The following is a 14,162-nucleotide window of genomic DNA, read 5'->3' as shown; positions in this document are numbered from 1 at the left end:
ATTATTTAATGTCTTTTAATCGTAATTGAACGGAAACTTTATCATTCCATTCGTTTTCATCAATGCAATATAGAGCATCGAATTTTTTTTGATCGGCTGTTATGTCTTTTCTATTTCCTAGTCCAAAACCTATAGCAGTAAGACCTTCGGAGTTGTTTTGTTTTACAAACAACTTTAAATGCTCGTCTTCAGATCCTAATGTTTTGGCATAACCTGTATCTTTTATGTCTTTGCTTAAAAAAACTGGAGTCATATTTAGTGGACCAAAAGGCTCGAATTGTTTTAGAATCCGAATTAGTTTTGGAGTGATATCCGATAAATCTATTTCGCAATCAATTGATATTTCAGGAATCAACATATCTGGATGGATCGTTTCTTCTACCACTTTTTCGAAAGCATCTTTGAATGCCAAATAATTTTCTTCTAATAAAGTCATTCCCGCAGCATACATGTGTCCACCAAATTGTTCCAAATGCTCCGAACACGCTTCCAAAGCATTATACACATCAAAACCTTTTACTGATCGTGCCGATGCAGCATATTTATCACCACTTTTAGTAAAAACTAAAGTAGGGCGGTAATACGTTTCTATTAATCGAGAAGCCACAATTCCAATCACTCCTTTGTGCCAATCTTCTTGAAAAACGACAGTTGTGAATTTTTTTTCTTCCTGATTTTGAATTATTTGCTGAAGGGCTTCTTTGGTAATGTGTTTGTCAAGGTCTTTTCGATCCGAGTTGTATTGTTCAATTTCGGAAGCAAATTGTTGTGCTTGTTCAAAATTAAATTCGGTTAATAATTCTACTGCATGATTACCATGTTTAATGCGTCCTGCGGCGTTAATTCTAGGAGCAATTATAAATACGACATCGGTAATGTCGAGTGTTTTCTTCTTTACTTGATGAATTAATGCTTTAATCCCCGGTCTTGGTTGTGCATTAATAACCTGTAATCCAAAATAGGCTAAAACTCGATTTTCACCAGTCATTGGAACAATATCAGCCGCAATTGCAGTAGCTACTAAATCGAGATATAAAACTAAATCTTCAATAGTTTGCTCTCTATTACTTCCTAGGGCTTGGATGAGTTTAAAGCCGACACCGCAACCACACAATTCGTCGTAAGGATAGTGGCAATCTTCACGCTTTGGATCGAGCACGGCAATAGCTTTGGGTAAAAATTCTCCTGGTCGGTGGTGGTCACAAATGATAAAATCAATGTTTCGTTCTTTTGCGTAAGCGACATGATCAATGGATTTTATTCCACAATCCAGAGCAATAATTAACGAAAAACCATTATCGTCAGCAAAATCAATTCCTTTGAAAGAAATTCCATAACCCTCGTCATAACGGTCAGGAATATAAGTGGCAACATTTGGGTAGTAGCTTTTTAGGTAGGATGAAACCAGCGATACTGCAGTTGTTCCATCAACATCATAATCACCAAAAACAAGAATATTTTCCTGATTCTCAATAGCCTTTTCAATACGTTCTACCGCTTTATTCATGTCCTTCATTAAGAAAGGATCATGCAAATCGTCTAAAGTTGGACGGAAAAATTGTTTAGCCTGTTCATAAGTTTCAACTCCCCTTTGTATTAATAGAGTAGCTATAAATTCCTCAACGTTCAAAGCCTCCTTCAGTTGTTTTACCTTTTCTTCCGAAGGTTTTGGTTTGATGGTCCAGCGCATAAATAATTATGGTTTGAGAATTAGGATTTTTGCAATACCACAAATTTAGTTTAAAATAGCTAAATAATTTAGCCAATTATTCAATCAATTTTAATCAAAAAGTAAAATCTGAAAAGGATTCAAAGCCTAAAAAACAAAGTTTAATTTGTTACTTTTGGGTATATCTTTCAAATTCATACCAATATGCAAATTCAAGGACAAATTGTTGACATTCATAATAAACGCATTTATGCTGGTGAGGTCATTGTTGAAAATGGGAAAATTACTTCTATAATTGAGAAAGACCATAATGTGCAACATTACATTTTGCCAGGTTTTATTGATGCTCACATTCATATTGAAAGTTCGATGCTTGTTCCTTCTGAATTTGCGAAAATTGCTGTTCTTCACGGAACTGTAGCTACGATTTCTGATCCACACGAAATTGCTAATGTTCTGGGTTCGGCAGGCGTATATTACATGATTGAAAATAGTAAAAAAACACCTTTAAAATTTCATTTTGGGGCACCATCCTGTGTGCCTGCGACTTCTTTTGAAAGTGCTGGTGCTGTAATTGATTCGGATGGAATTGCAACGTTATTAGCTTCTCCGGATATTTATTATTTAGCAGAAATGATGAATTACCCTGGCGTTTTATTTGACGATGAAGAGGTATTGAAGAAAATCCAATGGGCAAAACATTTCAATAAACCAGTTGATGGACATGCGCCAGGATTAAGAGGCGAACCTATTAAAAAATACATTTCTGCAGGAATTTCTACCGATCATGAATGCTTCACTTTTGAAGAAGCCGAAGAAAAACTATCACTTGGAATGAAAGTCATTATACGTGAAGGAAGTGCTGCCAAAAACTTCGAAGCCTTAATTGATTTACTTCCTGAAAATTATGAAAACATGATGTTTTGTTCCGATGATAAACATCCTGATGATTTAATTGTAAGTCATATTAATGCCTTGTGTGCTCGTGCTGTTGCCAAAGGCGTTGACGTTTTTAAAGTTCTGCAGGCGGCCTGTGTAAATCCTGTAAATCATTACAATATTAATGTGGGATTGTTGAGAGAAAATGATGCTGCTGATTTTATCGTAGTCAAAAATTTAATTGATTTTAAAGTATTGGAAACCTATATTAATGGCGAATTAGTCGCTAAAGATGGGAATTCTTTTATAGAAGATGTTTCATTTGAAACGCCAAATAATTTCAACATCATTGCTAAGGAAATTAGTGATTTTGCAGTTGCCAGTTCAGGTTCAAAAATCAGAGTTATTGAAGCTTTAGAAGGGCAATTAATCACCAATGAAATTCATCACAAATCATTAATAGTTAATGGAGAAATAGTTTCGGATACAGAAAATGACATTCTTAAAATGGCGGTTGTCAATCGTTATGAAAATAATAAACCTGCGATTGCTTTCATCAAGAACTTTGGGTTGAAAAAAGGTGCTATCGCAAGTTCTGTGGCGCATGATTGTCATAATATTGTTGTTGTGGGAACTTCGGATGAAGAAATTTGTAACGCGGTCAATCTTATTATTAAAAATAGAGGTGGAGTTTGTGCAGTAAATGGTGTGGAAAGCAAAATATTGGCTTTGCCTGTTGCTGGAATTATGAGCGATAAAAACGGTTGGGAAACGGGAAAATTATATCAGGAAATTGATACAATGGCTAAAGAATTGGGCAGTAATTTGAAAGCTCCTTTTATGACGCTTTCTTTTATGGCTTTGCTAGTTATTCCTGATTTAAAGTTATCCGATAAAGGATTGTTCAGTGGTCATACTTTTTCTTTTGTTGACTTGGAAGTGGAGAATTAACCACATCTGATCATTGCGAGGACCGAAGCAATCCCACTAACAAGAACACAAGTTTTGAAACTTAATGCGATTGCTTCGTTCCTCACAATGACTTATGCTTTCAAAGTCAAAGCTTCTCCTTCAAATTGAATTCCATCCCATCCTAATTTTATAAAATTGCGAATGTTTTGGTGGTTTGTTCCTTCTGGATCTCCTAAAACTTCTTCAAAATAATACGCTCCAAAACAAGCTAATGTTTCTGCTTGAGATAAGTTTTGCAATTTGGCAAAAGCAAATAATTTGCAAGAACCAGAGTTTTCTCCAGCAGCATTATACTGTGTTCCATTATCGAAAGTTGTTGGAGTAAAATCGTAATTTTCTTCGATTACGGCGATAGTTTCTGGAAATGTAATGGTGTTTGGTGTTTGTTTTAGTTTGTCTAAAAAGGTATTAATGCTCATAATTTATAAATTTATTCTTCTTCTTTTTGGAATTTATTTTTCTTAGCTTCTTTTACAATTGTTTTTCCTGCAACGACTACAACAATTTCACCGCGAGGAGCTATTTTTTCAAAATGGGTCAAGACTTCGCGAGCTGTTCCGCGTACATTTTCTTCATGCAGTTTTGATAATTCTCGGCACACACAAATGGTACGTTCTTCACCAAAATAGGTGATAAACTCGGCTAATGTTTTTAATAATTTATGTGGAGAAACATACAAAATCATTGTGCGGGTTTCTTCGGCAAGTTCTAGATATCTTGTTTGTCTTCCTTTTTTTTCAGGTAGGAACCCTTCAAACACAAATTTGTCATTTGGTAAACCGCTATTTACTAGTGCTGGAACAAAAGCCGTTGCACCAGGTAAACATTCTACCGCAATTCCGTTTTCGATGCAAGCTCGGGTGAGCAAAAATCCAGGATCTGAAATCGCTGGCGTTCCTGCATCCGAGATTAAAGCAATGGTTTCTCCAGCTTTCAATCTTGAGATTAAATTTTCGGTTGTTTTGTGTTCGTTATGCATGTGATGGCTGTACATATGTGTGCCAATCTCAAAATGCTTGAGCAGTTTTCCGCTCGTTCTGGTGTCTTCAGCCAGAATTAAATCTACTTCTTTAAGAATCCTGATGGCGCGAAAAGTCATGTCTTCGAGGTTACCAATAGGAGTAGGGACTATATATAATTTTGACATTTTTCTTGCTTAAAGAGAGGATTTAAAAAATATTGATGTTTAAGAATAAAATAGCGACTCTTAAAATGATAAGAATTTCTTCTCTATGATTTCCATAAAACGGTTTTCATAATCTTCTTTTCCTTCCCAATTATTGTAATCCGGTTTTACCATTTCATCAATAAAACTTTTAGTTTCTAGAAAAGTGTCAAATGTTATCAATTGGTTGAGAACACGATTGTAATCCTCATTACTTCCGCCAAATAAATGTTTAACAAATGCAATTCGATCATTCAGACCAATAGAGATTTCTTTGACTAATTTGTCATTCAAAGTAATCGATTTGGGTTCTTCCTTCTCAAGAATTGTTTGAGTGGCAGGTGAGATAGTTTCTCTTTGAAATTCAAATGAGGGTTCGGTTTTAATAGTTTCCTGCTCTTTTCTTTTATCAGATGGAGATACTTTTACAAATTGAGGATCGGTATAATTTCCGCCAAGAAGATCATCAAAAGAGATTTGAATAGCTTCTTTTTTCTTAGGCGTTTCAGGAACTATTGGTTCGATAGCATCAACAATTGGTGCAAATGCTAATTTTTCAGAAATAATTGGTTCTTCAATTGGTGTTGGGTTTTCGATAATTTCAGCAACAATAACTTCGGGTTCTTCTATAACTGCAATTGGCTCAGGAGTAATTTCAGGTGATGAAATTTCTTCTGTTTCAATGTCGATGATGTTTTCTTCTACAGCTTCAATTTCGATAGAATTGATAGTTTCATCTTGAATTATTTCTTCAATAACTGGAGATTCTTCAATAATTGGTTCGCTGATTGCAACAGGTTTCTGAAATTCAGATATTGCTGTATTTTCAAAAGCTTCATTTATTTTCTCTACAACTTCAGCTTGACCAATAGTTGGTTTTGCTTCTCCAAAATGCTCTTCAACAAATCGTAAAACAGCTAATTTTTCATATAATTTTTGTGTTTCCAGATAAAGCTGATTGATGTCAGATTTATTTTTAAGTTGTAAAATTCTATGAGCAATGCTAATTAAATCGGCTTCTAGTTTTTTTTGCATAACTTTTGAAATTATAATGAATATGTGGCTTTATATGAAATTTTTGTTTGTTGGTAATGAGTGAGGTCGATTAAATTTCTTTTTCAATTTTATTACTGAAATAAGACCTCTCAAATTTCCGAATTGATAAAAATTATCTACTTTTGAAACGAGGTAAAATAGAAGTTTACCCAATTGATTTATTACCGATACAAAGTAATAAAAACTATTCATTTTTTAAGCTAGAAAAATACAAAATGTTTCTCGAAAACACAGTAAATCATAAAGAGCAGTTTGGTTGGATCGAAGTCATTTGCGGCTCAATGTTTTCGGGAAAAACCGAAGAACTCATTCGTAGATTAAAACGAGCTCAGTTTGCCAAACAAAAAGTAGAAATTTTTAAGCCTGCTATTGATACTCGTTATCATGACGAAATGGTAGTTTCTCACGATAGTAACGAGATTCGTTCTACGCCTGTTCCTGCTGCAGCCAATATTGCTATTTTAGCACAAGGCTGTGATGTGGTTGGGATTGATGAAGCGCAGTTTTTTGATGACGAAATTGTTACGGTTTGCAACGATCTTGCTAATCAAGGGATTCGTGTGATTGTTGCAGGTTTGGATATGGATTTCAAAGGAAATCCTTTTGGTCCTATGCCAGCTCTTATGGCTACAGCAGAGTATGTTACCAAAGTGCATGCTGTATGTACACGAACAGGAAATTTAGCCCATTACAGTTTTCGTAAAACAGATAATGATAAACTCGTTATGCTTGGCGAAACCGAAGAATATGAGCCATTGAGTCGTGCGGCTTATTATCATGCGATGCGGAAAGATGAGGAGCAGAAGTAAAAAAACAAACCCTTTCAAAATTTTAAATTTTGAAAGGGTTTGTTTTTTAATCAGTTGAATTCCTCAAGGCTCTGCTCGGGGTAATTCATTTTCTAAATTTAATTTAGTTGCTATTTATTGTTTTTTTAATCTTCTAAAATCCTCGATATACAAACCTTTGGCAGTATTTGTAGGATTGAATTCAGTAAGATTGTCAATTTTAAAAGACAAAGAGGAGTCGGTGGTTTTTGTTGTAGTTCGTAAAGTTTGGCCCGTAATTAATTCGATCGCTTTCTTTAAACAAGGATCTTTTACGTTTCCAAATTCAACCAGGTTTAAGAAAGTACTGTAAGGATTAATTTCGTAATCAGGTGTAATTTTCGCTGGATTTGCATCTTTATCTTTGTTATAATATGAAAAAGTAATAGGTTGCAATTGCCATTTGTGTTTGGTGCTTCGATTGGCATAGGACGTATAACCATAAGCAGGAGAATCGTATAGTGTGTTAGAGCCTACAAATTTGCCAACGGTTTGTTCACCTATTGTTATTACGCTAATGTATTTTTTTAGGCATTGTATGGTGAGCTCGCTGGCAGAAGCGGTTTGAAAACTTACCAACACATATATTTTTGTCAAAGCAAGGCTGTTTATACTTTCTTCTCTCTGAAAAGTTGGCTCGTTATCAACTAAGTTGAAAATTTGTACTTTTTCTGAAAGGTTTTCATAGCCATCTTCACTATTGTGTTTGTCATTGAAGTCTAAATAAATATACGGTTTATTAGTAAAACTACCGTTAATCATTTGTGCCAAAGCAACTGCCGTTTCTAATGAGCCACCTCCATTGTATCTTAAATCTAAAACCAATTCGTTAATTCCATCCGATTTCATTTTAGCGAAAGCCGTATTGAGTTCATCATTATAATCTGATTTGAAACCATTAAAAACCAGATAACCAATGTTCTTTGCTCCGTATACTTTCTTTTCGTAATAGGCAACTGGGTTTTCGTCAATTTCGGCTTTTGTTATAGTCACAGTTCCTGCTTTGTCTGTGGTTACTAAACTACTGTTTGTAAATTGCACGCTTGCTGCCAAAGTAATTGTGAGTTGCGTGTTTTCTAGTTGGTCATAATTACTTGAAGTAAGTTGGCTTCCATTTATTTTTGTAATAACGTCGCCTCTTTTCAATCCTGCCAAAGCTGATGGTGAGCCGGGTACAATGTAGTTAATTAAGGCTACTACATTTATATTGGATGCATCTTTAGGATAAATTCCATAGCTAAAACCACCCTTTTTTTCGACTTCTGCAATTTTTGAAGCATGTACTATCTCATTACTGTTTTCAATCCAAGAAAATTTATCAACAGTTCCTCTTTGATATAGGAGTGAATAAAAAAGCGCATCGGGAGTTTTTCCGTTAATAAAATTGTTATAGGCTGTGGTAGAAGCGATTTTGCTATCAGACAAATCGGCAACGTTGGGTTGCCAGTAGTACCAAGAATTCATAGCTTTCCAAACAAAATTGTTAATCTCGTCTGGCTTGGAGTCAGAATCAGAATCCTTGTTGCAAGCTGTAAAGACCAATCCTAGAAACAATGTTATAATAATATATTTTAATTTCATTATTTTTTCAATCGTTTAATTTAAGTTAGATTTGTGTAAATAAAACTATAAAAGTATGAAGAATAGTATTCCAAAAGCCGTCTTTTTATTATTTTCTTTCGGAATTTTTTTTCTTTTTTCCTGTTCCAGACAACTTTTAGATATTAAAAACCAAACGTATAAAAGTTATAACAGGACTAGTGAGAAAGGATATGTAGTTAGTTTTAAATTAAATGACACTGCTGTTATTCCTAAATCGGTTGTGATTAATGGGATTGTTCAGAATATATCCAAAGCAAATAAAATTGGTGATACTTATCAAGTAAATGTGATTGCACAAACTACCCTAATTCATAATTATCAAGTAAAATTAGATAAAAAAGAAAATGGAATTTATTTTGAGAAAAATTCCAATATATTTTTTCAACCTGTAAAGTTTAAATTAATCACCGATTAATTCTCTTTTTTAATGAAAATCAAAAGGAGTAAAAAAACTAAAATTCTGGTAATGATTCCAAAGGGATTTTTGACTTTAATAAAACTGTAAAATAAGCACTATTCCATTGCTGTTTTTTATAACTTTGATATTCGATATAAATATACAGTCATGAATTTACAGACTAGAAAAATAGCATTTGTTCAAGAATTTCTTTCTATTGAAAGTGAGGAAATAGTTTCTCGTTTGGAAAAACTACTAAACTAATTATCTCAATTATTTAATTTTCTATTTTTCAAACTTAAGATGAATTTATCCCTAAAAAAAATCACTTCAATTCTGAATGCTGCAGCAATTGGAAATACCAATGATTTAGAAATCGACACCATTTCAATCGACAGTCGTTCTTTGCAAAACAATGAAAAAACACTTTTTTTTGCTTTAGCTGGAGCCAATAACGATGCTCATAATTATATTAAAGATTTAATTGGCAAAGGAGTTCGAAATTTTGTGGTTACACATATTCCTGATGGACTTGATGGGAAAGCTAATTTTTTAATTGTTCCAAATACCTTAACGGCTTTACAGCAGATTGCATCTCATTACCGCAGTCTTTTTTCGTTTCCAATAATAGGAGTGACGGGAAGCAACGGTAAGACCATCGTAAAGGAATGGCTTAACTTTCTGTTGAGTCCAGATTACAATATTATCCGAAGTCCTAAAAGCTATAATTCTCAAGTGGGAGTTCCGTTATCGGTACTTGCCATCAATGAGAAGCACAATTTAGGAATTTTTGAAGCTGGAATTTCGACCGTTTCAGAAATGGAGAAACTTCAAAAAATCATTCAGCCGACTATTGGAATCTTAACTAATATTGGTTCGGCTCATGATGAAGGTTTTGAAAACTTGGAAGAAAAAGTAAAAGAAAAAATGCTGCTTTTCAAAGATTCGGAAGCAGTGATTTATCAAAAAAATAATAGTTCAGAACAATTTATTAGTACAAAAACAAAAGCTGTTTCTTGGTCTTTTGAAGATAAAACAGCAACTATTTTTGTGTCCAAAAAAGAACATACTCATGATCATACATCCATTGAATACACTTATAAAGGTATCGTTTCGACTTTAAAAATTCCTTTTGTAGATGATGCTTCAATAGAAAATGTGATTTCATGTCTTTTGGTTTTATTGTATTTGGAATACGACAGCAAAACGATTCAGAGCCGAATCGAATTATTGTATCCGATAGAAATGCGCTTAAAAGTAAAGAACGGAATTAATAATTGCAGTCTTATAGATGACAGTTATAGCTCCGATTTTCAGTCTTTAAAAATCGCTTTGGATTTTTTGGAGAGTCAGAAACAGCATCAGAAAAAAACAGTAATCCTTTCGGATATTTTTCAAAGCGGATTGTCTAATGAAGTATTGTATTCTAAAGTGGCCGAATTGATTATTTCTAATAAAATCAGCCGTTTTATTGGAATTGGAGAAACAATTTCAACTTTGAAAATAAAGCTTGCTAGTGCAACTTTTTATAAAGACACCAATGAGTTTTTAGCACATTTGGAATCATTGCCTTTTGAAAATGAAACCATTTTAATTAAAGGAGCAAGGTCTTTTCAATTTGAAGAAATCGTTTCGGCATTGGCGGAGAAAACGCATGAAACGATGCTGGAGATTAATCTGAATGCGATAAGCCACAACTATAATTTCTTTAAATCAAAACTGAAACCCACCACCAAAATGATGGCGATGGTAAAAGCGTTTGGTTATGGAAGCGGTGGATTTGAAATTGCAAAATTACTGGAACATCACAAAGTAGATTATCTGGGAGTGGCATTCGCAGATGAGGGAATCTCGTTAAAAACCGCAGGAATCAATTTGCCAATTATGGTTTTGAATCCCGAAAGCACAAGCTTCACTGCTATAATTCAGCACCAATTAGAGCCTGAAATTTATAGTTTAAAAGGACTGAATGCATTTTTGAAAATAGCTGAACAAAAAAAATTAAAAGACTTTCCAATACATATTAAGTTAGATACAGGAATGCATCGTTTGGGTTTTGAAGCGAATACGATTGATGATTTAATCGTCACTTTAAAAGGGAACCAAACAGTCAAAGTAAAAAGTGTTTTATCACATTTGGCCACAAGCGATGATTTGAATCACAAAGATTTTGTACAATATCAAATTAATTTATTCGAGAAATTATCTTCGAAATTAATGGACGAATTGCAGATTACTCCCATTCGTCATATTTTGAATACTTCGGGAATAAGCAATTTTCCGCAGGCACAATATGACATGGTTCGCTTAGGAATTGGACTTTATGGCGTATCCAATGATTCTGAGGAACAAAAGTATCTTGAGAATGTGGGAACTTTAAAATCCATTATTTCCCAAATCAGGACGATTCAATCTGGCGAAAGCGTTGGCTACGGAAGGCGATTTATGGCTAGTAGAGAATCAAGAATAGCTACAATTCCTATCGGTTATGCCGATGGTATTGCTCGTAGTTGGGGAAATGGCATTGGATTTGTAACCATAAAAAATAAAAAAGCCAGTATACTCGGAAGCGTTTGTATGGATATGCTGATGGTTGATGTTACCGAGATTGATTGCAGAGAAGGGGATGCGGTGGTAATTTTTGGCGAAAGCCCAACGGTTACTTACATGGCCGAACAATTAAAAACAATTCCTTATGAAATTCTTACTAGTATTTCGCAAAGGGTAAAACGTGTTTTTTACAGAGAATAATAACATTTTGTTTTCAAAATTAAGTATATTCGTAGGAGCGATTAATCAATTTAAAATGTATTTATATGGGAATGCTTTCAGAATTTAAGGCCTTTGCAATGAAAGGCAACGTAGTAGATCTTGCTATAGGGGTTATCATTGGTGGAGCTTTTGGAAAAATTATAAGTTCACTAATTGAAGATGTAATTACACCACTTTTATTGAAGCCCGCATTGGCAGCTGCTAATTTGTCAAAAATAGAAGAGCTTACTATTTTTGGTGGCGTGAAATATGGTATGTTTATTTCAGCTGTGATCAATTTTGTTATCATTGCTTTTGTATTATTTATTATTATCAAAGGTATTAATGCTGCTAAAAAGAAAGAAGCTGTTGTTGAAGCTCCGCCAGCAGGACCTACTCAGGAACAATTGCTTGCAGAAATAAGAGATTTGCTAAAAAATAGAAACTAAGCCGCTAAGTTGCTAAGATTCTAAGTTAAAAAAAAAATAGTGCTAATTCAAATCTTAGAAACTTAGCATCTGAGTATCTTAGAAACTAAAAATAAAACACACTCGCTACACTATATATTCTAACTAAACCACTCTACAAAAGGGTGGTTCTTTTATTTTGTTTGATTTATAACAATTTGTTAATTTTTGTGAAGACCCTTGTTTTGTTTTGAATATTATATACTTTTGTCCCTCAAAATAGAAATACACAATTAAAAATATATAGAATGAAAATAGCAGTTGTAGGAGCTACCGGAATGGTTGGCGAAATCATGTTGAAAGTATTAGAAGAAAGAAATTTTCCATACACAGAATTAATCCTTGTAGCTTCTGAAAGATCAGTAGGGAAAGTAATTGAATTCAAAGGGCAAAAACATACTGTAGTAGGATTGCAGACAGCTGTTGATATGAAAGCTGATATTGCTTTATTCTCTGCTGGAGGACAAACTTCATTAGACTGGGCTCCAAAATTTGCTGAAGCAGGAACTACCGTTATCGATAATTCATCAGCTTGGAGAATGGATCCAACTAAAAAATTAGTGGTTCCAGAAATTAATGCAAACCAATTGACAAAAGAAGATAAAATCATTGCAAATCCAAACTGTTCGACTATTCAAATGGTTTTGGCTTTGGCTCCATTGCACAAAAAATACAATGTAAAACGTGTGATTGTTTCTACTTACCAATCGATTACTGGAACTGGTGTGAAAGCAGTTGAACAATTCGAAAATGAAGTAAAAGGAATCAAAGGTGATATGGTTTACAAATATGAAATCAACCGCAACTGTATTCCACAATGTGATGTTTTCGAACCAAACGGATACACTAAAGAAGAGATGAAATTGGTTAAAGAAACCAAAAAAATCTTAAGTGATGACAGTATTAAAGTAACAGCTACTGCAGTTCGTGTACCAGTTGTTGGTGGACATAGCGAAGCCGTAAATGTTGAATTCAGTAATGATTTTGATGTAAACGAAGTAAGAACTATTTTAAGCCAAACGGATGGTGTAACTGTTCAAGACAATTTAGACACTTTTACGTATCCAATGCCAAAATATGCTGAGGGTAAAAACGATGTTTTCGTAGGTCGTATTCGTCGTGACGAAAGTCAAGAAAATACTTTGAACATGTGGATTGTAGCAGATAACTTGAGAAAAGGAGCAGCTACAAATACTATTCAAATTGCTGAATATTTAATTGCAGCAAAATTGGTATAATCCTTTTTTAGAATTTAATAATTTCAAAAACTACAACTTTAAACGGTTGTAGTTTTTTTGCTTAATAAATAGTTTGACTTCTAGTGTCTAGAAAAGTAATTAGGAAAATTTTATTGTTTATAGTGGAATAAACAAGAGCGTTTTGTGAGTCAATTGTACATTTTCTATATCCAAATATTTTGGACTGTGGACATAACTCATTGTTAATGCTTATTTTTTCTAATAGTGTATCTACGTTTGTCTCAAATCTTTTTATTTCTTTTAAAGTCCAGTTTTCGAAGAGATAATCAATGACTTTAAAGAAAGTTTCAAGAGAGGTTTCTGACCACACAATCTCCATTAATGCACTTTGTTTTTAATGTAATCGGCTATTTTTTGTTTAGCTTCTTTATGGGAGTAAACTCTTCCTTCTTCAATATCTTTTTTGCCATTTTCGATTAGTGAAAGTTCATCGTCCGATATTGATTCTGACCAATCCGATTGGTCATTTTTGTATTTTAAAAAATCGATATATTGATCTACTTCTTGTAAAAGATTTTCAGGAAGGGATTTGATTTTTTGGCTGATTTTTGAAATTGTTGCTGAAGACATAGCTGTAAATGTTTAGTTTTGAATTCATTTGCTAAAAATACAAATCAATGTTATTTCAAAGGTAGAATGTTTTTTTCAATTAAGTAAATTTAAATTTTAAAAAGCAATTGGTTAAACCTTTCGCTTTTCCCTACCTTTGCAACGATGAAAAGAAAACAGCTCATAATAAATCTCTCATTAGTTGTTGCGGTATTGTTCTCGATACTGTTCCAATCTTTTGATAGTATTGGGCACTTACAAGAGAAGTTTTCTGAGAAACAATGTCATCATACTTATAATTCTAGTACCGAATTTACTCATCAGCATCACAGTTTTGATCATTGTTATGTTTGTCAATTTGGGTTTAGTAGTTTTATAACACCAATAAAATATTCCTATACATTCTTCGCAGGGAATTATAATATTCCTTATTTCTTTGCAAATACCGAATCTGTTTTTTCGTTTTCGGGTAGTTTGTATTCCCATCGCGGTCCCCCAAATTGTATTTAAATAGCTCAATTCTTTGAGTTATTACGTTTTTAAAGTAAGCTATCGGCGGACAATTTTCG

The 14,162-nt window shown here is 33.6% G+C and carries 14 protein-coding genes; 7 read left to right on the top strand and 7 right to left on the bottom strand.

Annotated elements, in window-relative coordinates; genetic code table 11:
• Position 1: 1 nt before the first annotated feature.
• Entirely contained in the window at positions 2-1,690 is a 1,689-nt protein-coding gene (gene recJ / locus ACUN3A_RS08245; RefSeq protein WP_445550815.1) for a single-stranded-DNA-specific exonuclease RecJ, read from the bottom strand.
• A 183-nt stretch (positions 1,691-1,873) separates the two neighbouring features.
• Between recJ and ade the strand changes: the two genes are divergently transcribed.
• Positions 1,874-3,499 (top strand): adenine deaminase, encoded by a 1,626-nt coding sequence (ade, locus tag ACUN3A_RS08240; RefSeq protein WP_445550814.1) that lies wholly within the window; start codon positions 1,874-1,876, stop codon positions 3,497-3,499.
• Positions 3,500-3,591: 92 nt separating this feature from the next.
• Here the strand turns inward: ade and ACUN3A_RS08235 are convergent, their stop codons facing one another.
• From ACUN3A_RS08235 to ACUN3A_RS08225, 3 genes are read right to left on the bottom strand one after another with little or no spacing between them, the layout of a single operon-like run.
• Complete coding sequence (locus ACUN3A_RS08235) at positions 3,592-3,939, bottom strand: HopJ type III effector protein (protein WP_445550813.1); 348 nt, start codon at positions 3,937-3,939, stop codon at positions 3,592-3,594.
• Positions 3,940-3,950: 11 nt separating this feature from the next.
• Positions 3,951-4,667, bottom strand: coding sequence for a 16S rRNA (cytidine(1402)-2'-O)-methyltransferase (gene rsmI, locus ACUN3A_RS08230; RefSeq protein ID WP_445550812.1), 717 nt, complete (start codon positions 4,665-4,667; stop codon positions 3,951-3,953).
• 60 nt (positions 4,668-4,727) lie between these two features.
• Positions 4,728-5,720: a hypothetical protein gene (locus ACUN3A_RS08225; protein WP_445550811.1), complete on the bottom strand. Its 993-nt coding sequence runs from the start codon at positions 5,718-5,720 to the stop codon at positions 4,728-4,730.
• 236 nt (positions 5,721-5,956) lie between these two features.
• Between ACUN3A_RS08225 and ACUN3A_RS08220 the strand changes: the two genes are divergently transcribed.
• Positions 5,957-6,550, top strand: coding sequence for a thymidine kinase (locus ACUN3A_RS08220; protein ID WP_315198270.1), 594 nt, complete (start codon positions 5,957-5,959; stop codon positions 6,548-6,550).
• A 114-nt stretch (positions 6,551-6,664) separates the two neighbouring features.
• Here ACUN3A_RS08220 and ACUN3A_RS08215 read toward each other — a convergent pair whose 3' ends face one another.
• Entirely contained in the window at positions 6,665-8,149 is a 1,485-nt protein-coding gene (locus ACUN3A_RS08215) for a S41 family peptidase (RefSeq protein WP_445550810.1), read from the bottom strand.
• A gap of 55 nt (positions 8,150-8,204) precedes the next feature.
• Here ACUN3A_RS08215 and ACUN3A_RS08210 point away from each other — a divergent pair, with 55 nt between their 5' ends.
• The 4 genes from ACUN3A_RS08210 (at position 8,205) to ACUN3A_RS08195 (ending at position 13,023) form a co-directional block, all read left to right on the top strand.
• A complete protein-coding gene (locus tag ACUN3A_RS08210) occupies positions 8,205-8,585 on the top strand; it encodes a hypothetical protein (RefSeq protein ID WP_445550809.1) in 381 nt (126 codons plus the stop codon).
• Positions 8,586-8,870: 285 nt separating this feature from the next.
• Positions 8,871-11,318, top strand: coding sequence for a bifunctional UDP-N-acetylmuramoyl-tripeptide:D-alanyl-D-alanine ligase/alanine racemase (locus ACUN3A_RS08205; RefSeq protein ID WP_445550808.1), 2,448 nt, complete (start codon positions 8,871-8,873; stop codon positions 11,316-11,318).
• 65 nt (positions 11,319-11,383) lie between these two features.
• Positions 11,384-11,767: a large conductance mechanosensitive channel protein MscL gene (mscL, locus tag ACUN3A_RS08200; RefSeq protein ID WP_445550807.1), complete on the top strand. Its 384-nt coding sequence runs from the start codon at positions 11,384-11,386 to the stop codon at positions 11,765-11,767.
• A 266-nt stretch (positions 11,768-12,033) separates the two neighbouring features.
• Positions 12,034-13,023, top strand: coding sequence for an aspartate-semialdehyde dehydrogenase (locus tag ACUN3A_RS08195; RefSeq protein ID WP_445550806.1), 990 nt, complete (start codon positions 12,034-12,036; stop codon positions 13,021-13,023).
• Between the two features lie 61 nt (positions 13,024-13,084).
• On the opposite strand, the gene ACUN3A_RS08190 is transcribed toward ACUN3A_RS08195, so the two are convergent.
• Entirely contained in the window at positions 13,085-13,363 is a 279-nt protein-coding gene (locus tag ACUN3A_RS08190) for a type II toxin-antitoxin system RelE/ParE family toxin (protein WP_445550805.1), read from the bottom strand.
• A complete protein-coding gene (locus ACUN3A_RS08185) occupies positions 13,363-13,614 on the bottom strand; it encodes a DUF2281 domain-containing protein (RefSeq protein ID WP_445550804.1) in 252 nt (83 codons plus the stop codon). The genes ACUN3A_RS08190 and ACUN3A_RS08185 overlap by 1 nt, the downstream gene beginning before the upstream one ends.
• 144 nt (positions 13,615-13,758) lie before the next feature.
• Here ACUN3A_RS08185 and ACUN3A_RS08180 point away from each other — a divergent pair, with 144 nt between their 5' ends.
• Positions 13,759-14,103 carry a hypothetical protein gene (locus ACUN3A_RS08180; RefSeq protein ID WP_445550803.1) on the top strand — a complete coding sequence of 115 codons (345 nt, stop codon included), beginning with the start codon at positions 13,759-13,761 and terminating at the stop codon, positions 14,101-14,103.
• Positions 14,104-14,162 lie beyond the last annotated feature (59 nt).

The sequence above is a fragment of the Flavobacterium sp. WC2509 genome (genome assembly GCF_052683105.1).
Note: the sequence above shows the minus strand (reverse complement) of the source record. Positions and strands in the feature narration are given on the sequence as shown.